Source organism: Sinomonas sp. P47F7 (assembly GCF_049332655.1).
Classification (GTDB): Bacteria; Actinomycetota; Actinomycetes; order Actinomycetales; family Micrococcaceae; genus Sinomonas.
Genome location: NZ_CP186327.1, coordinates 3894094 through 3919488 on the forward strand (window position 1 = coordinate 3894094; position 25395 = coordinate 3919488).

At 68.1% G+C, this 25395-nt stretch carries 23 protein-coding genes and 1 riboswitch; of the genes, 15 read left to right on the forward strand and 8 right to left on the reverse strand.

Annotated features, from left to right (window positions below):
• Positions 1–40: 40 nt before the first annotated feature.
• The 7 genes from ACOKR1_RS18270 to ACOKR1_RS18300 all read left to right on the forward strand — a co-directional run bounded on the left by ACOKR1_RS18270 (position 41) and on the right by ACOKR1_RS18300 (position 5496).
• A complete protein-coding gene (locus tag ACOKR1_RS18270) occupies positions 41–1279 on the forward strand; it encodes an acyl-CoA dehydrogenase family protein (protein WP_422934321.1) in 1239 nt (412 codons plus the stop codon).
• Positions 1280–1397: 118 nt separating this feature from the next.
• Entirely contained in the window at positions 1398–1679 is a 282-nt protein-coding gene (locus ACOKR1_RS18275) for a hypothetical protein (protein ID WP_422934322.1), read from the forward strand.
• A 19-nt stretch (positions 1680–1698) separates the two neighbouring features.
• A complete protein-coding gene (locus ACOKR1_RS18280; RefSeq protein WP_422934323.1) occupies positions 1699–2703 on the forward strand; it encodes an acyl-CoA thioesterase in 1005 nt (334 codons plus the stop codon).
• 206 nt (positions 2704–2909) lie between these two features.
• Positions 2910–3049, forward strand: a riboswitch (SAM riboswitch).
• 9 nt (positions 3050–3058) lie between these two features.
• Positions 3059–3397 carry a DUF1737 domain-containing protein gene (locus tag ACOKR1_RS18285; RefSeq protein WP_415854265.1) on the forward strand — a complete coding sequence of 113 codons (339 nt, stop codon included), beginning with the start codon at positions 3059–3061 and terminating at the stop codon, positions 3395–3397.
• Positions 3394–3804, forward strand: a complete 411-nt coding sequence (locus ACOKR1_RS18290; protein WP_422934324.1) for a rhodanese-like domain-containing protein — start codon at positions 3394–3396, stop codon at positions 3802–3804. The genes ACOKR1_RS18285 and ACOKR1_RS18290 overlap by 4 nt, the downstream gene beginning before the upstream one ends.
• A 4-nt stretch (positions 3805–3808) precedes the next feature.
• The gene (locus ACOKR1_RS18295) at positions 3809–5014 is read left to right on the forward strand and encodes an O-succinylhomoserine sulfhydrylase (RefSeq protein WP_422934325.1); all 1206 of its coding nucleotides are present in this window, start codon (positions 3809–3811) and stop codon (positions 5012–5014) included.
• 8 nt (positions 5015–5022) lie between these two features.
• Positions 5023–5496 carry a hypothetical protein gene (locus ACOKR1_RS18300; protein ID WP_422934326.1) on the forward strand — a complete coding sequence of 158 codons (474 nt, stop codon included), beginning with the start codon at positions 5023–5025 and terminating at the stop codon, positions 5494–5496.
• Positions 5497–5518: 22 nt separating this feature from the next.
• On the opposite strand, the gene ACOKR1_RS18305 is transcribed toward ACOKR1_RS18300, so the two are convergent.
• Positions 5519–6652: a glutamate--cysteine ligase gene (locus ACOKR1_RS18305; protein ID WP_422934327.1), complete on the reverse strand. Its 1134-nt coding sequence runs from the start codon at positions 6650–6652 to the stop codon at positions 5519–5521.
• A 62-nt stretch (positions 6653–6714) separates the two neighbouring features.
• On the opposite strand from ACOKR1_RS18305, the gene ACOKR1_RS18310 reads away from it, so the two are divergent.
• Together ACOKR1_RS18310 and ACOKR1_RS18315 are read left to right on the forward strand one after the other, a co-directional pair.
• Complete coding sequence (locus ACOKR1_RS18310; RefSeq protein ID WP_422934328.1) at positions 6715–7077, forward strand: MerR family transcriptional regulator; 363 nt, start codon at positions 6715–6717, stop codon at positions 7075–7077.
• A 28-nt stretch (positions 7078–7105) separates the two neighbouring features.
• The gene (locus tag ACOKR1_RS18315; protein WP_422934329.1) at positions 7106–8113 is read left to right on the forward strand and encodes an aldo/keto reductase; all 1008 of its coding nucleotides are present in this window, start codon (positions 7106–7108) and stop codon (positions 8111–8113) included.
• Positions 8114–8335: 222 nt separating this feature from the next.
• Here the strand turns inward: ACOKR1_RS18315 and ACOKR1_RS18320 are convergent, their stop codons facing one another.
• The 3 genes from ACOKR1_RS18320 to ACOKR1_RS18330 all read right to left on the reverse strand — a co-directional run bounded on the left by ACOKR1_RS18320 (position 8336) and on the right by ACOKR1_RS18330 (position 11259).
• Positions 8336–9436 carry an ABC transporter substrate-binding protein gene (locus ACOKR1_RS18320; protein WP_422934330.1) on the reverse strand — a complete coding sequence of 367 codons (1101 nt, stop codon included), beginning with the start codon at positions 9434–9436 and terminating at the stop codon, positions 8336–8338.
• Positions 9437–9499: 63 nt separating this feature from the next.
• Entirely contained in the window at positions 9500–10411 is a 912-nt protein-coding gene (locus ACOKR1_RS18325; protein ID WP_422934331.1) for an ABC transporter permease, read from the reverse strand.
• Positions 10408–11259 carry an ABC transporter ATP-binding protein gene (locus ACOKR1_RS18330; RefSeq protein ID WP_422934332.1) on the reverse strand — a complete coding sequence of 284 codons (852 nt, stop codon included), beginning with the start codon at positions 11257–11259 and terminating at the stop codon, positions 10408–10410. The genes ACOKR1_RS18325 and ACOKR1_RS18330 overlap by 4 nt, the downstream gene beginning before the upstream one ends.
• A 278-nt stretch (positions 11260–11537) precedes the next feature.
• Here ACOKR1_RS18330 and ACOKR1_RS18335 point away from each other — a divergent pair, with 278 nt between their 5' ends.
• The 4 genes from ACOKR1_RS18335 (at position 11538) to ACOKR1_RS18350 (ending at position 16920) form a co-directional block, all read left to right on the forward strand.
• Entirely contained in the window at positions 11538–13151 is a 1614-nt protein-coding gene (locus tag ACOKR1_RS18335) for an ATP-binding protein (protein WP_422934333.1), read from the forward strand.
• Positions 13148–13825 carry a response regulator transcription factor gene (locus ACOKR1_RS18340; protein ID WP_422934334.1) on the forward strand — a complete coding sequence of 226 codons (678 nt, stop codon included), beginning with the start codon at positions 13148–13150 and terminating at the stop codon, positions 13823–13825. The genes ACOKR1_RS18335 and ACOKR1_RS18340 overlap by 4 nt, the downstream gene beginning before the upstream one ends.
• A 195-nt stretch (positions 13826–14020) precedes the next feature.
• Positions 14021–15058: a zinc-dependent alcohol dehydrogenase family protein gene (locus ACOKR1_RS18345; protein WP_422934335.1), complete on the forward strand. Its 1038-nt coding sequence runs from the start codon at positions 14021–14023 to the stop codon at positions 15056–15058.
• 221 nt (positions 15059–15279) lie between these two features.
• Positions 15280–16920 (forward strand): DUF222 domain-containing protein, encoded by a 1641-nt coding sequence (locus tag ACOKR1_RS18350; protein ID WP_422934336.1) that lies wholly within the window; start codon positions 15280–15282, stop codon positions 16918–16920.
• 59 nt (positions 16921–16979) lie between these two features.
• Here the strand turns inward: ACOKR1_RS18350 and ACOKR1_RS18355 are convergent, their stop codons facing one another.
• From ACOKR1_RS18355 to ACOKR1_RS18370, 4 genes are all read right to left on the reverse strand, one after another.
• Positions 16980–17693 (reverse strand): YceI family protein, encoded by a 714-nt coding sequence (locus ACOKR1_RS18355; RefSeq protein WP_422934337.1) that lies wholly within the window; start codon positions 17691–17693, stop codon positions 16980–16982.
• 129 nt (positions 17694–17822) lie between these two features.
• Positions 17823–19520, reverse strand: coding sequence for an ABC transporter transmembrane domain-containing protein (locus tag ACOKR1_RS18360; protein ID WP_422934338.1), 1698 nt, complete (start codon positions 19518–19520; stop codon positions 17823–17825).
• The gene (locus ACOKR1_RS18365; protein WP_422934339.1) at positions 19517–20638 is read right to left on the reverse strand and encodes a DUF1611 domain-containing protein; all 1122 of its coding nucleotides are present in this window, start codon (positions 20636–20638) and stop codon (positions 19517–19519) included. Before ACOKR1_RS18365 ends, ACOKR1_RS18360 begins: the two co-directional genes overlap by 4 nt.
• Before the next feature lie 102 nt (positions 20639–20740).
• Complete coding sequence (locus tag ACOKR1_RS18370; RefSeq protein WP_422934340.1) at positions 20741–21553, reverse strand: phosphotransferase; 813 nt, start codon at positions 21551–21553, stop codon at positions 20741–20743.
• Positions 21554–21678: 125 nt separating this feature from the next.
• Here ACOKR1_RS18370 and ACOKR1_RS18375 point away from each other — a divergent pair, with 125 nt between their 5' ends.
• Both ACOKR1_RS18375 and ACOKR1_RS18380 read left to right on the forward strand, forming a co-directional pair.
• Positions 21679–24417, forward strand: coding sequence for a Z1 domain-containing protein (locus ACOKR1_RS18375; RefSeq protein WP_422934341.1), 2739 nt, complete (start codon positions 21679–21681; stop codon positions 24415–24417).
• On the forward strand, positions 24414–25394 hold the full coding sequence (locus ACOKR1_RS18380) for a PD-(D/E)XK motif protein (RefSeq protein WP_422934342.1): 981 nt from the start codon (positions 24414–24416) through the stop codon (positions 25392–25394). The genes ACOKR1_RS18375 and ACOKR1_RS18380 overlap by 4 nt, the downstream gene beginning before the upstream one ends.
• Position 25395: the final 1 nt, after the last annotated feature.

Sequence of the window (25395 nt, forward strand, 5' to 3'; positions counted from 1 at the left end):
GCGGGCGAGGGGACGGACCGCGAGGGGACAGGGGCGTCACATGCTCAACGCACTTGCACGGGAGGCCGCGCCGGAAACCCCGGCGTCGGGATCGCCGGAATCGGACCCCGCGGCCGGCGCGCCGCCGTTCGAGGACGCGGACCTGTTCCGCGTCGTCGAGCTGCTGCCCGAGGACGAACGGAGGCGGTACCACGCAACGCGCGAGTACCTCCAAGCCGAGGTGCGGCCCGCGAGCATCGGGTATTGGAACCGCGAGGAGTTCGCGGCGGAACTGCTCCCGGGCCTTGCGGCGCACGGCCTCGCCCGGCTGCAGACCGACCGGACCTCCGCCCTGTTCAAGGGCCTCATGTACACCGAGGTGGCGCGAGCCGACGTCTCGCTCTCGGCGCTCGTCGGGATCCACAACGAGCTCATCCTCGGCATGGTCGACGCGCTCGGCTCGGACGAGCAGAAGCGCCGCTGGATGCCCGGCCTCGAGCAGTTCAGGGCGCTCGGCGCGTTCGCCCTCACGGAGCCCGAGCATGGATCCGATATCGCGCGCGGGCTCGAGACGACTGCACGGCCGGACGGGGACGGCTGGATCCTCAACGGGGCGAAGCGATGGATCGGCTCCGGGACGGTCGCGGACTTCGCCCTCGTGTGGGCCCGCGACACCATCGATCAGGAGGTCAAAGCGTTCATCGTCGAGACCGACAGCCCGGGGTTCACGGCCACGAAGATCTCGAACAAGATCGGCCTCCGGATCATCCAGAATGCCGACCTCGCACTCGAGGACGTCCGCGTTCCCGAGGCGAACCGCCTGCCCGGGGCCACCGACTTCTCCCGCGCCAACGAGCTCCTCCGCGACTCCCGCGCGTGGGTCGGCTGGCAGGCCGCGGGGATCCAGCTCGCCGCGTTCGACGTCGCGCGCGCTTACGCCCTGCAGCGGCGGCAGTTCGGCCGCGAACTCGCGTCCTTCCAACTCGTCCAGCAGCACCTCGCCGAGATCCTCGGCAATGCGCACGCCTCGCTCGCCCTCATGGTCGAGCTCGCCCGGCTCCAGCAGGACTGGCTCCTCGAGATGCCCCAGGCCGCGCTCGCGAAGTCCACGACCACGCGACTGGCCCGCGCATCCGTCGCGCTGGGCCGCTCGCTGCTCGGCGGGAACGGCATCTCCACCGACTTCGAGATGGGGAAGCTGTTCGGCGACGCCGAGGTGCTCTACACGTACGAGGGCAGCTACGAGATCAACTCGCTCATCGTCGGGCGGGCCGTGACGGGACGGTCTGCCTTCGTGTGAGGTCTGCCTTCGTGTGAGGCGGCGTTCGTGTGACGCACCCGCGTCGCATAGGCGCCCCCTCGGGCGGCGCGCTGGGAGGCTCTGGCGCGCATCGACGCAATCCGTCTACGGTGCCGTTATGGAACAGAGCGACCGCGTCCCGCCGCCCGCGGCCCCCTACGGCGACGACCCGGGGCTCGAGGAGGGGTACAACCAGGACCCGGGATACGGTCACAACCAAGAGTCCTTCCTGCTCCACCAGCCCCACGACGGCGACGACGACGCGAAGGAGCCGCCGCACCGCGAGCGGCGACGGCGCGTGAGCGGGATCGGGCTCGGCCTCGGCTCGGCGGGCGCCGGCGGGATCCCCGACGCCGAGGGCCACGCCCACACGGGCTTCGGCGACACCGACCGGGACTGAGACGGAATTGACCGACCCTATGCACACCACGGACTCCGCCCAGCGCCTCGCGACCGAAACGAGCAACGAGGTCACCCTGCGCTTCCTCGCCGCGCCGACTGACGTGGGCCATTCGGGCTCGGTCGACGCGGGGACGGTGCTCGAATGGGTCGACAAGGCCGCGTACGCCGCGGCCGTCGGCTGGGCGAAGGCGTACTGCGTCACGGCCTACGTGGGCAACATCCACTTCGCGGACCCCGTGAACGTGGGCGACATGGTCGAGGTGACGGCAACGATCGTCTACACGGGGCGCTCATCGATGCACATCCGGACGGTCGTCTCCTCGGGGGACCCGAAGGGCGGTGCCCCGACGATGCGCAGCCAGTGCCTCGTGATCTTCGTGGCGGTCGGGGCCGACGGGCGGCCCATCGCGGTGCCGAAGTTCGCGCCCCGGACGGACGCCGAACGCGAGGCCGAAGCCCACGCGATCGCCCGCATCGCGGTGCGGGACGAGATCGCCAAGTCCATGGAACGGCAGGAGTACACGGACGCGGGCACGGCCGAGCGCGTCGTGCTGAGGTTCCTCGCGGCGCCAACGGACGTGAACTGGGGCGGCAAAGTCCACGGCGGCACCGTCATGAAGTGGATCGACGAGGCCGCGTACGTGTGCTCCGCGCGGTATTCCGGACGGGACACCGTCGCGGTGTTCTCCGGCGGGGTCCGCTTCTACCGGCCACTGCTCATCGGCGACGTGGTCGAGGTCGAGGCCCGGCTCGTGTACACGGGGAACAAGGGCATGCACATCGCGGTCCACGTCCGCTCGGGGAGTCCTCGCGGCGGGGAGCTGAAGCTCACCACGTATTGCCTCACGGTCATGGTGGCCCGCGACGAGACGGGCACAGCCGTGCCGATCCCGCCGTGGACGCCCGTCTCCGAAGAGGACCGGCGGCTGTGGGAGCACGCGCGCGAGCTCCTCGAGATCCGCGGCCGGGCCCCAGGCAACCGACTCCCGAACCATATGTTGGAGGAGAACGGCTACACGTAGCCGCCAGCCGCGGATTCCGACCAGCTTTGGCGCCGCCCCTGCGACGGAACTCGGCGCGCCCTCGGCGACACGCCGCCGTCGGCCGTCAATCCCGGTCGGAATCCAGGCCCCGGCGTCCCACGATTCGGCGGGGCCGGCGCGCGTGTTGCCGATCGTTACTGCCTGCCCATGGCTGGCCCCGGCGCTGCATGCTACGTTCAACGCAGAGTAACGAGCGCCAGCGCGCGACGGCGGAGCCTCCCTCCGTAGTCGCACTGCCCTGACTTGCTGGCCGGCAACCCTCCATCCGGCGGGGTGCCTCAGGTGACGACTCGGCCATTCGTCCATCGATACGCAAGCCAGAAGGAGCCCGCCCATGTCCGATACCGCCCTTGAGACGGGAGAGCCGGCCGCCACGCCGCTCAACGACCCCGCCGCGCCGGCCAGCCCCTCCGAGGAGCGGCTCGCCTACCGGCTCCTCACCGGTCCGGACACGCGCGAGTTCTGCGCGCGGATCTCGCAGGCCCTCGCGGAGGGCTACGTGCTCCACGGCAGTCCGGCGGCGACGTTCAACGGGACCGACGTCATCGTCGCCCAGGCGATCATCCTCCCCCACGCCGTGGCCCGCGCGGACGCGGCCGTGGCCTCCGCCGTCGACGAGCTCGCCGAGGGCGTCACGAGCGACGGCGAGTACGACGGCGAGGGCCACGCATGAGCCACGCGGGGGACATCACGCCGCTCGAGGCGTGGGAGAAGCTCAAGTCGGGCGCGGTCCTCGTGGACGTGCGCACCGAGGAGGAGTGGGCGCACATCGGCATCCCGGACACGCGCCAGACGGACAACGACCCGCTGTTCATCCCGTGGGTGTTCGCGGGCGGAATCCCGAACCCCGATTTCATCAACGAACTTGAGCTCCAGGGGCCGGAGGACCGAGGCACGGAGCTGGTGTTCCTCTGCCGTTCGGGCCAGCGCTCCGCCGCGGCCGCCTCGGCCGCCACAAACCTCGGCTTCACGGCATACAACGTCATCGAGGGCTTCGAGGGCATCCCAGGGCCCGACGGGCTGCGCACCGTGAACGGCTGGAAGAACCGGGGTCTCCCCACGAACGTAGGACAAGAGTAAGTCAGTGACCTTCAACATCGACGCCGCCGGCTGGAGCGAAGACACCCAGGCCGTACGCGGCGGACTTGACCGCACCAATTTCCAAGAGACCTCTGAGGCGCTGTTCCTCAACTCGGGCTTCGTCTACGAGTCGGCAGAGGCGGCCGAGCGGGCCTTCACGGGCGAGGACGAGCGCTTCGTGTACTCGCGCTACGGCAACCCGACCGTCGCCACTTTCCAGGAACGGCTGCGGCTGCTCGAGGGCACCGAGGCGTGCTTCGCGACCGCATCCGGGATGTCGGCGGTGTTCACGGCGCTCGGGGCACTCCTCGGCGCGGGCGACCGAGTGGTCGCCGCGCGAAGCCTCTTCGGCTCGTGCTTCGTGATCCTCAACGAGATCCTGCCGCGCTGGGGCGTCGAGACCGTCTTCGTGGACGGGCCCGACCTCGAGCAGTGGCGCGAGGCGCTCTCGGTGCCTACCACGGCGGTCTTCTTCGAGTCGCCGTCGAACCCCATGCATGAACTCGTGGACATCCAGGCGGTCGCGGACCTGGCCCACGCGGCGGGCGCGACGGTCGTCGTCGACAATGTTTTCGCGACGCCGCTCCTGCAGCGCAGCCTCGACTACGGCGCGGACGTGATCGTCTACTCGGGCACGAAGCACATCGACGGCCAGGGCCGCGTGCTCGGCGGTGCGATCCTCGGCAAGAAGGACTTCATCGACGGGCCGGTCAAGCAGCTCATGCGCCACACCGGGCCGTCGCTCAGCTCCTTCAACGCGTGGGTCCTCACGAAGGGCCTCGAGACGCTGGGCCTGCGCGTCCGGCACTCGTCGGCGAACGCGCTCGCGATCGCCGAGTGGCTCGAGGCGCAGCCCGAGGTCCGCTGGGTCAAGTACCCGCACTTGGCGTCGCACCCGCAGTACGAGCTCGCGCGCAAGCAGATGAGCGCGGGCGGCACGGTCATCACGTTCGAGCTCAACGCCCCCGACGGTGGCGGCAAGGAGGCCGCCTTCCGGCTGCTCAACGGCCTGCGCGTCATCGACATCTCGAACAACCTCGGCGACGCGAAGTCGCTCATCACGCATCCGGCGACGACGACGCACCGCGCCATGGGTGCCGAAGGCCGGGCCGCGATCGGGCTGGGCGACGGCGTGCTCCGACTGAGCGTTGGGCTCGAGGACGTCGGGGACCTCATCGGCGACCTCGAGTGGGCGCTCCGCGGGGACTGAGGCTGACCATGGGCGAGCGGTTGAGACGATTCGAGTTCCGGCTCGACACTCCGCTCTCGCCCCCTGCGGCGTGGGCCCGGATCCTCGACCTCCGGGCCCACGATCGGCTCATCCCGTTCACACACATCACCGAGGGCATGGCCGCAGCGGATGAGCTCCGGCCGGGCCACCGATTCGTCGCGTGCACGATGCTGGGCGGCGTGGGCTTCCGCGGCCGCCGCCTTGGGTTCGACGACGTCATGACGGTCGAGGAGATCGTGCCGCCCGCGGCCGCACAGGAGGGGCACGCACGGATCGTGAAGTCCGGGAAGCTCATCGCCGGGGGCGTCATGGTCTCCGTGACGCCCCGTGCATCGGGCTCGACCGTGCGCTGGGTCCAGGACTTCGGGCTCGCGAGGTTCCCCGACGCCGTCGGCCGCGCCGCCTCGTGGGTCGCGCCGTTCGCCTACCGCGCAACGCTCAAGCGCCTGCTCCGCGGCTAACGCCGCCGGACCGCGGCGAGGGCTAGCCCCGCCGCACGAAGCTCAGGGTGGCCCGGGCGCCGTCGTCCCAGCTGCCGTCCCGCGTCACGGTGTGCGACGCCGCCATCTTGACGGCCTCCGCGAACCCTCCCCCCGCGGCGACCGCATCGCGCTGGGCCCGCTCCCCCGTGCCGCGCGCGAGGAGTTCGGCGAGCGAGAGCTCGGTGCGGACGAGCTCGCCAGCGTCGCGCAGCGCCGGCTTGACGTGCTCGAGGAGCGCCTGGACCGCGTCGGCGGCGGGGACGCGCACGCCCTCGATCGGGTGCACGAGGTCGCCACCGAGGCCCGAGCGGCTGGCCCGCCACGCGGCGAGCCGGAGAACGGCCACGGGCGTCGCAAGGGGGGCCACGCGTTCGTCCGCCTCGCGCGAGGCGGTCTCGACCAAGGCACGGATGAGGACCGCGAGGAGCGCCGAATCGCCCGCGGCGAGCGGGACGTCCGCGATACGGATCTCGACCGTGGGGTGACGCCGCGAGAGGCGGGCGTCAAAGTACGCCATCCCCTCGTCGAGGATCGACCCCGTGCGGATCATCGCCGCGATCCGCTCGCGGTAGGCCGAGGCGCTCCCGTACAGCTCCTGGGGCCCCGACGTGGGCCAGCGGTTCCACGCCTGCGTCCGGTAGCTCGCGTAGCCGGTGTCCGCCCCGAACCAGTACGGCGAGTTGGCGCTGAGCGCGATGAAGGGCGGCAGCCAGTCGCGGATCCGGTCGAGGACGGCGACCCCCTCCTCGCCCGAGGAGACGGCCACGTGCACGTGCAGCCCGCACGTGAGCTGCTCACGCGATGTGAGGGCGAATTCCTGAGCCATGCGGGCAAATCGCTCGTCCGGCGTGAGCGAGGTCGCGATCTCGAGCGGGGACGTTGCGATCGCGGCCACGCGGGCCCCGCAGGACCTCGCCGCGCGGTCGGCGATCCGGCGCCCCGCGAAGAGCTCGCCGAGGAGCTCGTCGTGGTCCTGGCAGGGCGCGGTCTGCACTTCGACCTGCTCGAGCTTGAATTCGTGGGACATGTCCGCCGGCCGCCCGGCTACGGCGAGCATCCGGTCCGCCAGTGCAACCGGTTCGCCCGTGGACGGATCCACGATGAGCAGCTCCTCCTCCACCCCAAAGGTGCGCATGCGGCCATTGTGGCAGCCTGCCCGCGGCTCGCCCTATGGTCGGGCGGGCGCAGAATGGACGCATGGGTCTCACGATCGCCGAAGTCTCCGAACGCACTGGCCTCAGCCCCCACACGCTGCGCTACTACGAGCGCGACGGGCTCATGCTCCACGACGTCGACCGGACGCCGTCGGGCCGCCGCGAGTACACGGACCAGGACGTCAACGGCATCCTCATGGTCGCGCGCCTGCGCGCCACGGGCATGCCGGTCCGCGAGGTCCGGCGCTACGCCGAGCTGGTCCGCAAGGGCGAAGGCAACGAGCAGGAACGGCTCGAGATCCTCGAGGCGCACCGCGAGCGGGTTGTGGCACAGCTCGCCGAGGTCACGGAGAACCTGCGCGCGGTCGAGGCGAAGATCGAGCTGTACCGGCAGACCTTGACTTAGAGCGCGCTCTAAGCGATTGGCTGGGGGCATGCCAGAAAACACAGCACAGACCCGCACGCTCGGCATCGCCTCTCCCCTCACGGTCTCGTCCATGGGCCTCGGCTGCATGGGCATGTCCGAGTTCTACGGCCTCCCCGACGAGGCCGCGGGCATCGAGACGATCCGCCGCGCGCTCGACCTCGGCATCACGCTCCTCGACACGGCAGACATGTACGGCCCGTTCACGAACGAAAAGCTCGTAGGCCGCGCAATCGCGGGGCGGCGGGACGAGGTCCAGCTCGCCACGAAGTTCGGCAACATGCGCGGACCCAACGGCGAGCGCCTCGGCATCAACGGGAGCCCCGAGTACGTGCGCTCCGCGTGTGACGCGTCGCTGATGCGCCTCGGGGTGGACCACATCGACCTCTACTACCAGCACCGGGTCGATCCGACCGTGCCCATCGAGGAGACCGTGGGCGCGATGGCGGAGCTCGTCGAGGCCGGCAAGGTGCGGCACCTCGGCCTCTCGGAGGCGGCCGCCGCGACGATCCGCCGCGCGCACGCCGTCTACCCGATCACGGCGCTCCAGACCGAGTACTCGCTCTTCACGCGTGACCTCGAGGACCAGATCCTCCCCACGATCCGCGAGCTCGGGATCGGCCTCGTGCCGTACTCGCCGCTGGGCCGCGGCATTCTCACGGGGCGGATCACGGCGGAATCGGTCGGAAAGGAGGCGGACGCCCGCCAGACGCGGTACTTCCCGCGCTTCCAGGGCGAGGCGCTCGACGCCAACCTCCGGCTCGTCGAGAACGTGACCGCGCTCGCGGAGGAGAAGGGCGTGACGCCCGGGCAGATCGCGCTCGCGTGGGTCCTCGCCCAAGGCGAGGACGTGGTGCCGATCCCCGGCACGAAGCGCGTCAAGTACCTCGAGGAGAACGCTGCCGCGCGCGGCGTCGAGCTCTCGGCGAGCGAAATCGCGGCGCTTGAGGACGCCGTGCCGCGCGACGCCGTCGTCGGCCCCCGCTACGGCGACATGAGCCACATCGACCAGGGCTAGCCCGGCCGGCGTCGCTTCATCTGTAGTCCGGACTGCGACCTGTCTCGAAGCCGCCCTCCACATGAAAGGCGGCGTGTCGGCGAGGCTCGCCGCGCCAACGAGGTCAATCATGGTCGGAATCTGAACAACCGACGACGGCGGGCCCGCACCTGATGGTGCGGGCCCGCCTGTCCTCGGGGCACTTTGGGGGCGTTGCCCCGAGGGGTCTGGATGGCGAGCGGCCTAGCCGTTGTCGCCAGCAGGCGTCGTCGTGGTCTTCTCACCGAGCGTCTGGTTGGCCTTGGTGGCGAAGCTGTTGTCGAAGGTGTCGGTGTACTTGATCTTCGAGACGTCCTTCCCGAGCGTCGTGAACATGTCCGCGATCGTCTTCGGGCCGCCCGCCGGCATCAGGCCATCGGGAAGGAACTGCGCCTTGTCCGCCGTGAGGGCCTTGACGTAGTCAGCCTTCGTGATGTTCTTGTTCGAGGTGTAGTCCGACGGCAGCTTGTCCGCGATCTCCTGGGCCGAGTGCGTGGCGATCCAGTGCATCGTCTTGACGAGGGCGTTGACCACCTTCTGGACGGTGTCCTTGTTGGCGTCGACCCACTCCTTCTTCGCGATGACGCTCGCGGCCGGCCAGTTGCCGCCTACGGCCTTGGTGGCGCCGTCGGTCGTGGCGAGGTCGATCGCGGACTCCGCGACGCCCTGGCTCTCCATCGCGGTGACCGTGGGCTGCGTGGTCATGACGCAGTCGGCCAGACCGTTCTTGATGGCCGCGATCGCCGTTGCGCCGGCGCCCGCCTTGACGGTCTTGTAGTCCTTGCCGGACTTGAGCCCAGCCTTCGACGCGATGAACTGCGTGAGCGTGTCCGTGCCGGAGCCGAGGTCCGTGACACCCATGTTCTTGCCCTTGATGTCGGCAGCCGAGTGGACGTTGGCCTTGGGACTGCACATGATCCGCTCGCCGGGAGCGCCCGAGAGCTGGACGACGCTGATCACGTCCTTGCCCTGGAGCTGGAAGTCGTACGTGTGGTTGTACCACGCGCCCGACATGTCGACCTGGCCGGAGACCATCGCGTCCTCTGCACCGACGCCACCGTCCTGCTCGGTGGAGAGCTGCATGTCGACGCCCTGCTCCTTGTAGTAGCCGAGCTGCTCCGCAAGCTTGTACGGGAGGTAGATCTGCTTGTCGATGCCACCGATCATCATCTTCACGGTGGGCATCGGGCCCGCGGCGGCCGAGCCGCCCGCACCGGCGGCGGGGCTGCTGGAGCCGCCACACGCGGTGAGGCTGAGCGCTACGGCGCCGACGGCGGCGACGGCAAAGATAGTGCGCTTCATCATTGTTTTACGCATCCTTTGTTGATCAATTGGGGAATTGGATTGTTGGGGGACAGATATCTGCGGTCAGATGGTTTGGGCTTCGGATTTGTTCGGCGGCCGCCATTTGAGGAGCGTGTGCTCGAGGAGTCCGATGAGGAATTCGGCCAAGAGCGTGATGACCGCGATGATGATCATGCACGCAAAGACCGTGTCTGGATCGAACTTCCCCTGAGCCTGGCTGATGATGAGGCCGAGCCCCTGCTGCGCGCCGAGCACCTCGGCCACGAGGGCACCGATGATCGCGAAGCCGAAGGCCGTGTGGAGGCTCGCGATGATCCACGTCATGGCGGACGGGATGGTCACGTGAATGGCGACCTGGAACGGCGAGGCGCCGAGGACGCGGACGTTCGCGACGAGGTTCTGGTCGACCTCGCGGACGCCCTGGAACGCATTGAAGAAGACCACGAAGAAGACGAGCACGGCCGCAAGCAGGACCTTCGGGAAGGTTCCGAGGCCGAACGCGACGATGAAGATCGAGCCGAGGATGATGCGGGGGATCGAGTTGACGATCCGGATGTACGGGCCGACCACCGAGGAGAGGTACCTGTTCGAGCCGAGGAGCAGGCCGAGCACGATTCCCACGAACGTTCCGAGGAGGAAGCCGAGGATGGCTTCTTGACCGGTGACCCAGATGTTCTCCCAGATCGAGCCGAAGGAGGCATCTTCACTGTTGGTGAAGAGCGTCACGAGGCTGTCCCAGATCTGCGTGGGCATGCCGAAGAAAAAGGGGTCGACCAAAGGGTGCTTGCCGTCAGGCTTCACATTGGTGCACAGCTGCCATCCGCCGATGATGACGACGGCGAGCGCGATCCTTCCGACCCAGATCCACACCTTGCGCCGCTGGGTGGTGCGGCGGGCTTTTGCCGCGATCTCGGCTGCCGACTGCTCGGCCTTGGGCGTACCGCCGCGCGCCTCGCCATGGGTAAGAGTTGTCATGCTGCACCTGCCGTTCGCGCGTAAGCGCGGGTCACTTCGTCCTTGAGGGACTCCCAAATCTGGCCCTGAAGTTCGAGGAAGCGCTCCTCGTGGCGGATCTGCTGGACGTTGCCGCGCGGGCGCGGCAGGTCGATGTCGAAGACGTCCTTGACCGAGCCCGGGCTGCTGGTCATGATGACCACGCGATCGGAGAGCGCAACCGCCTCGTCGAGGTCGTGGGTGATGAACAGCACCGACGGCCGCAGTTCCTCCCAGAGCTTGAGCAGTTCGTTCTGCATGATCGCCTTGGTCTGGACGTCGAGCGCGCCGAACGGCTCGTCCATGAGGAGAATGCGCGGGTTGTTGATGAGGGCTGCAGCCATCGCCACGCGCTTGCGCATGCCGCCGGAGAGCTGGTGCGGATAGCGGTCCTCGAAGCCGGCGAGGCCCACGCGGCGCAGCCAGTCCCGTGCAAGCTCAGTGGCCTCGCGCTTGTGCATGCCCAGGAGGATCGGGCCCATCATGACGTTGCCGAGCACGCTCTTCCACGGGAACAGCGCGTCGGCCTGGAACATGTAGCTCACGCCGTCCGTGATGCCGTCCACGATGTGGTTGCCCACGGTGACGGAGCCGGCGCTCGGCTTCTCGAGGCCCGAGACCTGTGCGAGCGTGGTCGACTTGCCGCAGCCCGTCGGCCCGACGATCGAGCAGAACTGGCCGGGCTCCACGGCGACAGTGACGTCGCGGATGGCGGTGAACGTTTCGCCCTTCGGCGTGAGGTAGCGCTTGGTCAGGCCGACAATGTCGATCCGCGCTCCCCCGTCCGCGCCCTGACGGGCCGCGGCTCGGTCTGGATGATTGTCACCCATGTCCAAAGACCTCTCTGTCTTGCGGGAAAGACTTCTCCGTCTTTCGGTACTTCGACGACTAAAAATTCTTGGCTACGCCTCGAAGGGCGATGCCCCAGGCAAAATTTGCGCGAACGCCATTGCCTGCGGGATCCTTTCTTCATACCCAGTGAGCTGAATCACAGCGACTGGGACAACAATAGAAAGGACCGCGAAGGTGCAGCCAGTGTTGCGCGGTTTGCGAGGATTAATAGCTTTCATTCAGGTTTTGAGCCTTTTGATCGTTAGGTGAGAACCGCATGAATCCGGCTCGAACATGGTGGCGAGCGCGCCCGCTCGCCTCTCAAATCCTCGTGTGGACGCTATGCATCCTCCTGCTCACCGTCGCCCTGGGCGGGTTCGTCACGAACCGCATCACGGGGCAAGTCCTCGATGAGCAGTACCGTCAGCGCGCGCTCGGCGTGGCCACCACCGTGGCGCAGATGCCCGAGATCGCGACGGAGCTCGAGGCACACGACCCCGCGAAGCGCATCCAGGCGCTCGCTGAGCAGGTGCGGGCCCAGGCCCACACCGACTACGTGGTCGTCACCGACCGCGACGGTGTGCGCTACTCGCATCCCAACCCCGCGCTCATCGGCAAGCAGCTCGAGGAATCGGTCGAGGCGCTCGACGGCCAGACGCACGTTGGCACGGACCCCGGCAGCCTCGGGCTCTCCGCGAACGCCAAGGCGCCGATCTTCGACGCCGAAGGGAACGTGATCGGCCAGGTGTCCGTGGGCATCCTCGAGACGGCCGTGCTGACCCAGCTCGGCCAGCAGGCCTGGCTCATCGCGGGCTACTCGGCGCTCATCCTTCTCATCGGCACGACCGGCTCCGTGCTGCTGGCCCGGGGCATCAAGCGGGCCACCTTCGGGCTCGAGCCAGCGGAAATCGCCTCGCTCCTGCAGGACCGCGAGGCGCTCCTGCACGGCATCCGCGAGGCCATGATCGGCCTGGACGACCACGAGCGCGTCACGGTCATCAACAACGAGGCCCGGCGGCTCCTCACCATCGAGGGCACGGCGCTCGGCCAGCCAATCGAGGAGCTGCTCCCGGCAGGCCGGCTTCGCGACATTCTCACCGGCAAGGCGACCGGCGTCGATCAGGCCGTCATCACGGACGACGCGCTCCTCGTGGCCAACCGCATGCCGGTCAGCGTGGGCGGGCGGAGCGTCGGCGCCGTCGTCACCATCCGGGACCGCACCGAGGTCGAGGCGCTCGTCCGGGACCTGCGCTCGATGGAAGGCCTCATCCAGGCGCTGCGCGCCCAAGAGCACGAGTACGCCAACCGCCTGCACGTGGTCAGCGGCCTGCTCGAGCTCGGAGATGTCGAGCAGGCCCGCACGTTCATCTCCGGGGTCGCGGACACGTCCCGCTCGCTCGGCGAGGGGCTCCGGGCGCGCATCGAGCCGCCCGAGCTCGCGGCCCTCATCCTCGCGAAGGTGACGATCGCAGCCGAACAGGACGTCCACCTCGCCATCACGGACGATTCGCGCCTCCGCCAGCCCTTCCTGGGGACGCAGGAGCTCCTCACGATCGTGGGGAACCTGCTCGACAACGCGATCGACGCCGTCGTAGGCCAGCCCGACGAGCGCGAGGTGACGCTCCAGCTCGACGATTCGTCGGGGATCTTCGTCTCGGTGACCGACAGCGGGCCGGGCGTGCCCGCGGAGGCCGTGAGCGACGTCGTCCGTGATGGCTACACGACCAAGGAGGCCCGGCCGGGGCTGCGGCGCGGGATCGGGCTCGCGCTCGTCGCGCGGATCGTTCGGCGGGCCGGTGGGACGATGGATGTGTTCGCAGGTCCGGGCGGACGGTTTGAGGTGTGGGTTCCGGCAACGGCGCGCGGGGCCAGAGGAGAGGCACAGGAATGATCCGTACCCTCGTGGTCGACGACGACTACCGAGTGGCAAAGCTCCACGCCGCCCAGGTGGCGCGCGTCGCGGGCTATGAGTGCGTGGGCGAGGCCCATTCGGCCGCCGAGGCCCGCGAGGCCGTGGCCCGGCTCGCCCCTGACCTGCTCCTGCTTGACGTCTACCTGCCAGACGAGGACGGCATCGCTCTCCTGCGCTCGCTCCGCGAGGACGGCCACGACGTGGACGCGATCATCATCACGGCCGCGCGGGACGTCGCGACCGTGCGCGCCGCGATGCGCGGCGGGGCCGTGTACTACCTCGTCAAGCCGTTCGGCTTCGATCAGCTCACGGCCCAGCTCCACGCTTACCGGCGCTGGCGGGCGGAGAGCGAATCGCGGCACATCTCGGGGCAGACCGACGTCGACGCGCTGTTCGCGTCTCGCCACGCCTCGGCGGCCCCCGGGCCGAGCTCGCGCAGCCTCCCGCCCACCATGCAGAAGGTCCTCGACGCCGTGCGCGCGGCAGACCGGCCGCTCGGGGCACAGGACATCTCCGACCTTGTGGGCATCTCGCGACCCACGGCGCAGCGCTACCTGAGCGAGCTCGAACGGAAGGGCCGGCTCGAGCTCAAGCTCGAGTACGGGACCACGGGGCGGCCCGTGAACACGTACCTCGTCCGGCCGGCGGGCTGAGGCCAGTGGCCGCGCGGGCACGGGCCGTCCCCTGACGGCCCGAACGCGCGCGCCACTCGCCGGCCAGGGAGGCACTGCCGGTACCTGTCCCAGCAGGGTCTCCCGCGCCGTCGTCGAATGCCGTCTCCTTGAAGAGGCCGCCGGCGCAACCCGACCGGGGTGCGGCGGCCATCAACACCGAAGGGGAGAGGCTTCATGCGAGCAACGTTCATGTACGGCGCGGGCGACGTCCGGATCGAGGAGACCCCCGATCCCGCCATCCAGCGGCCGACCGATGCCCTCGTGCGGGTCACTCGGGCCTGCATCTGCGGCTCCGATCTGCACCCGTACCACAATCTGCCCAGCACCGGCGAGGGCCGGCCGATGGGCCACGAGTTCATCGGCGTCGTCGAGGAGGTGGGCGCCGACGTCGCGACCCTGCGCAAGGGCGACTTCGTCATCGCGCCGTTCGCCTGGTCGGACGGGACGTGCGAGTTCTGCCGAGAGGGGCTCCAGACCTCGTGCCTGCACGGCGGCTTCTGGGGCGGCAACGGGATTGGCGGCGGGCAGGCCGAGGCCGTGCGCGTCCCGCTCGCCGACGGCACACTCGTCAAGGTCCCGGGACCGGCCGACGAGGCGCTGCACCCCGCGCTCCTCACGCTCTCCGACGTGTACGGCACGGGCTACCACGCGGCGGTCCGAGCGAACGTCACCGAGGGCGACACGGTCGCGGTGATTGGCGACGGCGCGGTGGGCCTCATGGCGGTCCTGTCCGCGAGGCAGCTGGGCGCGGAGCGCATCATCCTCATGGGGCGGCACCAGGTGCGCACGGACCTGGGCGTCGAGTTCGGCGCGACCGACGTCGTTGCGGAGCGGGGCGAGGAGGGCATCGCCCGTGTCCGCGAGCTCACTCGCGGCGTCGGCGCGGCGAAGGTGCTCGAGGCGGTGGGGCACATGCCTGCGTACGAACAGGCGGTCGGGATCGTCCGCCCGGGCGGCATCATCAGCCGCGTGGGCGTGCCGCAGTACGAAGACGCCGCAGTCGGGTTCGGGAGCCTGTTCGGCCCCAATGTGACGCTCACGGGCGGGCCTGCCCCCGTCCGCGCATACATCGAGAGGCTCTTGCCGGCCGTGCTCGACGGGACCGTTCAGCCGGGCAAGGTCTTCGACCGCACCGTGGGCCTCGACGAGGTCCCCGACGGCTACAAGGCCATGGACACGCGGGAGTCCCTCAAGGTCCTCGTCCGGCCGTAGCGCGGGTGTCGACGCTCGGAGAGGCGTTCGACGGCGTCGACGTCACCATTGAGGGGTCCAGCGTTGCGCCGCTCGGCCATCGGTGAGCCGCCACGACGCCGCGCTCGGGGCGACGCGCAATGTCGCCGGGGTCCGTTCGACAGATTCGAATACATTTGCGACTCCAAAGTCACAACGTGCTACTCTTAGGTAAGAGTTTTCGATTGGTGTTGGGGGGCATCATGGCCGGGGGAGCGGGTTCGGCAGGTGGCGGGTCCGCCGCGGCCGAGGCGTCGGGCGCGGTGGTCCACACGGCGCGGCCGGGCTCGCTGCTCGAGGGGTCGCTGTGGCACCCGGACCCGTCGACGCTGACCGGCCGGGACGCCCGGCGGGTCCTGGCGGACATCGGGCGGGTCCGCTCGTTCCTGGCCGCGCTCGAGGCCCTCGCCGTGGAGCGGGTCCGGCTCGCGTGCGAGGAGGAGGGCCGGCGCGCGGCCGAGCGGTTCGAGGCGCAGGGCGGCGGCCCGGAGCGCTTCGGCGGGGGCCTCTCCCGCGCGCTTGCCGTGTCCGAGGTCGCGGTCGCCGAGGGGATCTCGGAGTTCGCCGCGGCGCGGCTGGTCGGGGCCGCGGAGGCCCTGTGCGGGCCGCAGATCGCGGTCCTGGAGGGCCTCGAGAGCGGGACCCTGACCGAGGCCCACGCCCGGGTCGTCACGGACGAGACCTCGGCCCTGCCGTCGGAGTGCGCCGAGGAGTTCGGCATCGCGGCCCTGGGCCGGCTCGAGACCCGCACCGGGCGCCGGCGCACCCCCGGGGAGTTCCGCAAGGCCGTCCGGGCCCTGCGCGAGCGCATGCACCCCGACTCGATCCGCACCCGCAAGGCCAGGGCCGCCCAGGAGCGCGGGGTCTGGGTCCGCCCCGAGCCGGACGGGATGTGCACGCTCAGCGCCCTCCTGCCCGCCGAGATCGGCCTCGCCGCCGCCAACCGGCTCGACACCCTCGCCCGGGCCCAGCGCCGCTCCGACCCCGAGGAGGGCCGGACCCTGCCACAGCTGCGCGCCGACACCCTCGCCACCCTGATCCTGACCCCGACAGCGCCCGACGGCCCGCCACCGCCCGACGCCCCAGAACTGCGCGATGCTCCGGCACTGCCCGAGGCCCCGCAGGCATCGCCCGAGGCTGCGCCTTCGCCTCGGCTCGGGGAATCGGCCCCTGCACCGGCCGCCGAGATCGTGGTCCACATCCCTGCCGCCACCCTCCTCGGCTCCAGCGAGGAGCCCGCGGTCCTTGAGGGCTACGGCCCGATCGACGCCGACACCGCCCGCCGCCTCGCCGCCGCGGCCCCGACCTGGCAGCGGCTCTTCACCGGGACCGACGGGGTGCCCCTCTCGCTCGGCCGCAGCGCCTACCGGCCCCCCAAGGGCCTGCGCCGCTTCATCGAGTACCGCGACGGAACCTGCCAGTTCCCCGGCTGCACGAGGGCCGCCCGCAAGGCCGAGATCGACCACCTCACCGAATGGCAGGACGGCGGGACCACCGACGCCGAGAACCTCCACGCCCTCTGCACCAAGCACCACGCGCTCAAGAGCCTCCAGACCTGGACCCCGTCCCGCCTCCCCACCGGCCCCGACAACGCCACCGCCGACACCCTCTGGATCTCCCCCCTCGGAACCCGAGCCGTCACAGGCCCCACCGGCCACGAACCACCCGACGCAGGCCCACCCGACGCCAGCCCACCGGATGGCACCCCACCGGCGGACGGCCCGCCCGACCCACCCGACGCCAGCCCACCGGATGGCACCCCACCGGCGGACGGCCCACCCGACCCACCCGACGCCAGCCCACCGAGGCATGAGCCGGCCGAACCCCAGCCGCCCCCGTTCTAGACGAGCGCCCTTGGGCCTCGCGGTGGCCCACTCGCTCCCTCGGACAGTCCCGCCGCCGGCTAACGCGTCAGGTTCACGAGAAACTCGACCGTTCCAGAGTCGCCGACCTTGACGAATCCGAGGTTGGGCGGCGTGATTCCGAAGTCCTGCGGCGTGATCGGGATGCTTCCGGAGACCGAGACCGAGGCGCCGTTGCGCACCGCCTGCAGCGTGGCCGTAACGCTGCGCTTCTGGCCCGCGAGCTCGAGGGTGCCCTTGACTGTCAGCGAAACGGGCGAGGCTCCGACCTCGGGAAGCTGAACCGGTTCGGCGAGGGTAAACGTTGCGGTCGGGTACTGGCTCGTATGCATGACCATGGTGCGGAACATGCCGTCCCGACTGGTGCTGTCCGTGGCGATGCTCGCCACGTCCACCTGGATGCTGGCCGCGCTCAGCTTCCCGTCGGCAACGGTCGCGCTGCCCGTGACCTTGGCCGTGCGCCCGACGACCGTCACGTTGGCCCCGTTGAGCACTTCGGCGATCCGATAGCCGGCCTGCGAACCCTCCGCCGCCTTCCACGTGCCAGCGTCAGACGACGCTGCTGACGTCGCCGCCGAGGATGCGGCGCCCGCAGACGACGGCGCGGCCGGGCTTTGGCTCGACGAAGCCACCGAGAGCGGGGCTGGCGCCGCGGGCTGCATCGCTGCGTAGATCTGCGGACCGATGGCAAGTGCAAGGCCGATGACGGCAACGGCCGCGATGGCGATGATAACGAGTTTGCGTTTGAGTCTCATGACGTTCCCTCGGTAATGGTTGAAGATTCCACCATCGATCCTGACGAGGCCCGGGGCCGGAATCCAGACGTTACGGTGTTCTCGGCGATGTTGGCCGGAAACGCACAGGCCCGGCACAGCTTGCTCGATTCATCGGCGGGACTGGGGAACTCCAGGGCGCAGTCCGCCGTCACGGAGCTCTCGCCGCCGCGGGAGCGGCTGGTCCAAGGGGATGGGCTTGGCGTTGAGCTCATCGAGCGAGAGCCGCGACCAGCTGCCTCGCAGACGCTCGGGCGCATCCGTGGCCGCTATGACGACCCCCGGGTACGAGGCCAGTCGATCGACGAGAGCCGCCACTCCGTCGGGACCCAAATCCGCGTCGATGTGGTCCATCAGCAGAAGGGGCGGGCTCTTCAGCATGGCTCTGGCCACGTGCACCTTGGCCCGGTCCGAGACGCTGAGCGGCTCTCCCCCGCGTCGCAGGACCGTCTGCTCCGCGCGAGGAAGCGCATCGAGGCCGCGCATTCCGGCGAGCTCGAGCTCGCGGCGGACCACCGACTCGGGCAGGTCGGGGTGGCGGTACCGCACCGCGCGGGCAATAGTTCCCCGCTCGACCGGGAGCCCGCGCCGCGCGTAGCCGATCAGCGCGCGGCGGTCACGGGACGGGAGGCCAATGACCTCGCGGCCATTGATGCGCACGGAGGCTGCGCCGTCGTGCCTCAACCCGAGGAACGTCTCGAAGAGCGCGGCGACCCGCTGCGGATCCACGGACGTGACGAGAAGGCGCTCCCCAGGCCGCGCGGCGAGATCGAACGGCTCGCCGTCGCCGGGCAGCCGGATGGCCGTGGCCTCGACGAGCGGGCCGGGCCCGCCCTCCGAGCCGGGCGCGCCCTTCGACGGCGCCGCCCCAACGGGCGGAGCGAGGACGGGCACCGGCGCGAGCACCGGCCCGAGGACGTGCCGCGCCGCCCGGAACGACTGCAGGTATTCGACGCAGCGACCCAGCTCGTGGATCGGCGCCGCGACGAGGCCCACGAGCGTGAGGCCGGCGGCGATCGTCAGGTGGTCGAGCCCCGCGAACGTCCCCACGACCGCAACGGCGACGGCGGACGCGGAGGCCGCCGCCGCCGCGCCGGCCCTCAGGGCGCCCGCGACGGCCGCGCGGGACACGGCGGCCGCAGAGACCGTGGTCCCGAGCTCCTCGAGGCGGCGCAGCTCGCGTTCCTCTCCCCCGCCCGCACGAATGGCGAGGGCCGCGGCGAGCGAGTCCCCGATCTGGGCACCGAGGCGCCCGCGCTGCTTTCGAAGGGCCCGCGATCGGCGGTAGGCCGGGCCGACGAGGAGGCCCAGGAGCGTGCTGAGCAACACCATGGGGAGCAGGATCGTCGGCGCGAGAACGGGCGAGAGGATCCAGAGCGCCACGACGAGCGCGAGGATGAGCGGGATGCCGACGGCCAGGGCCGATACCCCGTAGGTCATCCAGTTGCGGACGCTGTTGAGATCGTTGGTCGTGCGGGCCACGGTGATCGCAAGGCTGGGGCCGCGCGTTCCCGCGAGCGCCGACCTGAGCACGATGAGGCGGATCTCCTGGACGTAGTTCTGGCCGAGCTTCTCGGCCAGGACCCGCTCGAGGATCCTCAGCGAGGCGACGGCGCCGACCAGGACCGCCAGCAGAGCCACGAACAGGATCCGGCCCCACGTGTCCGGGATGCGGTCAAGCTGGGAGATGAGGTGCGCGACGCCCGCGGACGCGACGGCCAAGCCAGCGCCGGAAAGGACCAACCCGCCGAGCAAGGCGGTCCGTCCGTTTCCCAGCAGAGGCGGCAGGCCGCCGTCGGCCGCGCTCATCGCACGGCGAGCCGCTCGAGGAGGCGCCTGCCGGCCTCGTCCTCGCAGAACGAGAGGGTCGGCACGACGGGGACGCGGGCGCCGAGGACCGCGGAGGTCTCGGCCGACGCCAAGGGCGAGGACGTGAGGACGCCCGTCACGGCGAGCGGCTGAAGGCCCCACCTGCTGAGCATCTCGACGCCGTTCACGGCGCCGAGCGCGTCCGATGCCGCGAAGACCACACCGTCGAACAGCCCGCGCAGAACCTCGTTGCCAAGGAGCCCTGCTGTCTCCTGCTGATAGATGCCGTCCGCGATCTCGAGCACGATGACGTCCGGGTGGCCGCCGTCGAGGGCCGCCAGCAGCGAGTCCGCAAGCCGAAGGAGTTCGGGGACGGGCACCTTGTACGTGCTCGGGTAGCCGAAGTCTGTGAAGTCCAACGTGATGCTGGCCCCGGCATCGGCGTAGAGCCCGGGATCCCCGCCCGCGCCGGTTCCCGTGAGCTTGCCGGCCGCGACCCGCAGCCCAGACCGGGTCAGGCCACGGATGATCGACGCGGCGGCCGTTGACTTTCCGGCGTTCATCGACGTGCCCAGGACGGCGAGAACGGGCGTTGCCGGGGACTTCCGGAGCATCGCACTGGGGACGACGCGGCGCGGAGCCAGACGGATCAGATTCACGCGCCCGCCGGCGTCGGCCAGGATCCCGAGCGGAACGATATCGGTGGGCCGCCCCAGATTGCTGTGGAACGCCGTCACGCTTGAGGCAAGGCCGCCCGCAGCCGCGAGGTGGCAGGGGCCGAGGTCGGTTGGCAGCTCGGCGTGGACGTGATCGGCGGCGTAGCGGTCGCCGTACGCGAGCAGGATCTCGTCGCCGACGAAGAGGAGCTGTCGCCGCGACGCCGGGCTCTCCAGGCGCGGCAGCTGGCCGATCCGCTCAACCCGCGCGAGCACCACGTCGCCCCTCGCGGGCACGGTGTCGGGGCTGCTCTCAAGCCAGTAGCCGTCCGCGTTGCGGTTCAGTGCGGCCTCCACGAAGCGTGTGGTGTACGCCTTCTTGGCCTGTCGCAGGCGCTCCGGCGTCAGGACCGTGGCCGGTCGCTCAATGGCCAACTCCGCGAATCCAAGGTGGTTGCTCATGACGCTCACTATTCGCCTCTATCCGGGACCCTGACATGACTCCCCGTAGAAAATGTGTGACACGTCTTGTTGATGCCCACCTAACAAAGATACAAGCAATCGTCAGCCTAGCGCCCCGGCCAGCCGCCCCCGTTCGGCCTCGAGCCACGCGAGGCGGCGCCGGATGCGCTCCCCCGCTCCGTCCCGCCACATCCGGAGCCAGCCGCCGCCGTCGTGCTCGGCCCGGTATTTCATGAGGAACCAGCTGCGCTCGGTGCGGCGGATCGCTGTCGGGACGAGGCGCGCGCGGTCGACGGCGGCGAGGCCGTAGGCGTCCGCGATCAGTCGCGTGCGGGCGGCGGAGTCGACGCCGCGGAGCGGTTCGGAGCGGTCCTCGTCCGGGCCGAACGGCGCCCACCAGAGGCAGAGGTTGAAGACCTCGTCCACGCGGGTGGCTGGCTTGGCGAGGTCGAAGTCGATGAGCGCTGCGGCCTTGCCGTCGCGGAACACGACGTTCTCCGGCGTGATGTCGAGGTGGCCCACGAACTCCGGCTCGGCCTCCGGGGCTGCCGGCATTCCTGGGATGTCCGGCGCGGCGACCGCTTCGAGCATCGCGGACGACGGCGCGAAGCCGGCCATCGCGTCATCGAGGCGCCGCACGAGGCGGGCGAGGGAGACGAGGCGGTGCTCGTCGGCCAGCCAGGCCGGGTGCGGTCGCCCGGCAACCTCGCCCTCGATGAAGCTCAGGATCTCGCGGCCCTGGTCGTCGACGCCGAGGAAACGTGGGGCGCCGTCGAAGCCCTGGCGCTCGAGGTGCCCGAGGACCGCGTGGACGAGCGGCGAATGCGGACCGAGGGGCCGGCGAACGGTGTCGCCAACCCGCACGATGCCGTCGGTGACGTCGCCGCCGGGGAGGGGGGTTTCAGGCGATGTCACGATGCGAGCCTACCCAGCAAAAATTGTCAGGCGCCACGGATAATATCCGAGTAACGGTGCATGGCTGCTCTGCGGCCACTGAGTTGTTCGCGATTGAGATCTAGACCACGGCGATGGGGGCCCACATGAGCATCGATGAATTCCGATCAGAGGCAGATGACGACTACGCCGCTGTAGTCAAGGAACTAGCCGAACAGATCGAGGTTACCGTGCGAGGCGGCCTCTCGATCGCAGCGGCTACCAACAGGCTCCAGCAGGGCTACTTCAAGGTCCCCGCCGAACTGGCCACGGCCGCACGCGCCGAATACGAACGCAGAATGCGGATCATTGAGATCTGGCCCCCTACTGGCCCCTTCCCTGATGACGGCGGAGCCATCAACACGCGAAGGTCCAGCTGGTACGGGGGACCGAAAGACGACGACTATTTTTGGCCCGCACTCCGGAGTCGGCTTCAGGCCGAGATTCCGGATGCTCTGATGGCCGTCGACGAGTCGTCCTCGCGAGTCGTGTCATTGGGATCCGCTCCGGGGCAAGAAAGCATTGACTCGCGGGGACTCGTCCTTGGCTACGTTCAAAGCGGCAAGACCACAAACTTTATGTCCGTAATCGCAAAAGCCGCCGACGTTGGATACCGACTCATCATCGTACTCTCCGGCATCACGGACAACCTGCGGAAGCAGACCCAGGACAGACTGGACGATTACATCGTCCAACCGTGCACTCAGCGATTCCACCTCCTCACAACATCCGAACACGACTTCTCGACCACGACGAATCCAAACGCACTCCTCAATAGCAGCGATCTGCGGCTGCTCGCAATCGTGAAGAAGAACCCCGCGCGACTCCGAAAGCTCAACGCCTGGCTGAAGAAAGCGTCTCGAGCCACCCTCGCCAATACGCCAATCCTCATAGTGGATGACGAGGCCGACCAAGCTTCTATCGATGTTGGTAACAAACGCCAATCTACGATCAACAAGCTGATACGCGAGCTCCTTTCACATCCCAAATCAGCCTATGTGGCTTACACAGCAACCCCTTTCGCCAATCTTTTGGTCGACCCATCCAATGAATCAGATCTCTATCCCCGCGACTTCATCGTCAGCCTACCTAGACCGGCAGCGTACTTTGGGGCGGAACGGATATTCGGCACCCTAGACGTAGAGGAGGGACAAGATCCTGACGATGGGTTGGACATCGTCCGCTACATCCCTGACGACGATGTCAGCCTTGCTCGGCCGCCCCGAAATAAGGACGAAATAGATGACTGGGTGCCTGATGTGCCGACGAGCCTGCGTCACGCTGTCATATGGTTCTTGATGGCAACAACAGCAAGACGCATCCGCGCCGGCAAGATGGCTCACTCGTCAATGCTGGTTCACACTTCGATGCGCGCGGCGGCTCACGAGAAGACCGCGGACGCCATTCACGACCTACTCCAGGACATCCGGGTAGATCTATCGCGCAACGAGCCCGCGCTGATCCAAGAGCTGAAAGACCTATGGGAATCAGAGACTCGAAGGGTCCCTGCAACAACGTTCGAAAACGCGGATCTCGATTTCGAAGAAGTCCGCGCACACATCCTCTCAACCGCAAAGACAGCGCGGCCCGTCGTCGACAATTATCTCTCCAACGACCGGTTGCACTACGGCGAAAACCCCGAGACAGTCATTGTCGTGGGTGGAAACACTCTTTCCCGCGGGCTAACTCTCGAAGGACTGATCAGCAGCTTCTTCGTGCGTGCATCAAGCGCATACGACACATTACTTCAAATGGGTCGCTGGTTCGGTTATCGTGGTGGATACGAAGATTTGGTCCGCATTTGGATGACCGAGGAATTGAAAAAATGGTTTGTCGACCTAGCGACCGTCGAAGCTGAAATACGTCGCGAAATCGAAGTATACGCCATGGAGGGAAAGACTCCGAAGGACCTCCCCGTACGGATCCGCACTCACCCACAGATGGCGATCACGTCGGCCGCTAAGATGAAGAAAGCTATCAAGGCTCACGTTAGTTATTCCGAAAGACGCGTCCAGACGATCTTGTTCCATCATCAGGATTCTGCGTGGCTCAAGACAAACCAGCAGGCTGTCGAGACGCTCGTGAAGCGCGCAAAGAGGTCTGGCATCGCTGAGGAGAAACTCGGCCGCCAAAAATACCCGGGGCTTCGAAGCGTGCCATCCACCCTCGTATTAGACTTCCTCCGACAATATCAGACCCACGAAGATGCGCGCAGCTTTGACCTTCCCAGCATCATTGCTTACGTAGAGAAGCAGAACGCGAAAGCAGCGCTGACGGACTGGAACGTGGTCTTTATCACCAGGGAAGACGCACCTGCATCCGACATGAAGTTGGGCCTGTCTGAAGGACTTAAGCTCCTGCGGCGGAGAAAATTGGGACCCGAAGAGCCCGCGACCGCCAACCTAAAGGCTATCGCGTCAACATGGGATCGGATCGCCGACATCGACCTTCCCGAGAATGTTACCAGGGAAAGTATCACGGCAATGGTGAGCCCCAACGGCAGGCGGATTGACGATAAGCAACTGCTTGACCTCAGAGTTAAGCGAGGCCAAGGCGAAAGTGCACTGTTGGTAGTGTACCCGATCAACAAAGATTCCGAGGACCTCCGCCGTTCCGATCAAAGGACAGGAGATTCCGGAGAAACGGCACGCTTGCCGCTCGACGCGGCGGACCACCTTGTAGGCCTGACCATATTCTTCCCGGCGGCTACAGATTCCGCAGACGCTGTCGACTATATGTCAGCGGCTCTACACCCCGAATATCTTGAAGATGATTCAGATGAGTTGGAAGCCGCCGACCGAGTTGACGAGGAGCGTGCGGAAATCGAGGAGTCAAGCCGACGATGAGCACCCGTGAATCCTCCACAAGCATTTACTCCTTCTTAGCTTCCAGCGTTCCAACAGAGGGACTCGCTGCGAGACCGACCGATATTGATACACCGCGTGGCCGCGTAGTGCATGCCATCAACAGCAGCGGGGAAATGATGCTGCTCGTCCCCGTTGATGAAATCGGCTCCAGTTCGACCAGCTGGCAGAACGATTCGATCGCATTCGGATACAGAACTTTCGGTCACCCCGGTGAAGTTAGGCCTTATCTTGCACTCAACTGCTCGGCCCCCCGCCTCATTGGAGAATTCGGCCTTATGGTCGACGATGTCTTGGACTCGATCGAGACAGCTCCAACTGACGCCGAGAGGCTCACGCGCCAAGTCGTTCACAGATGGCGCGAGATGTTCAAAGATCAACAGCAGCCGCTGATGTCGGAAGACCGAGTCCTTGGGCTTCTCGCCGAGCTCCTCTTTCTCGAGGAGTTGTCGGATGCGCACGGTTCCAACGTCCTCGACCACTGGGCCGGTCCTGAGGGGGGCCGCCATGACTTCGTGTTCAAAAAGATCGACGTCGAAGTCAAGGCGTCATCGAGTCGCGAACGATTTGAGGTGGCGATTCATGGTGGTCAGCAGTTGCAGCACCGTCCAGACTCTGACCTGTTCGTCCGTGGATATAGGTTCGAGCAACACCCCGGCGGCGAAAGCCTGCCCATCGTCCTGCATCGCCTCTGGGATTCAGGGATGGATCGCCTCGAATTGCTGAAGCGCGTGGCCCGACTTGGCTACAGTGAGTCTGATTCAGCTCAGTACGCGACGATACAATTCAGTCTATTAGAAAGCCGAACTTGTCGTGTTGATACTGGTTTCCCACGGCTTACGGCGGATACCGTTGACCCGGCTATTTTCGGAAAACTCTCGGGTCTCACATATTCAATCGATTTAGGCGGGGAACCTCATGAGGCGCTCGCGTTATCGGCGATCGACTTCGGATCCTGAT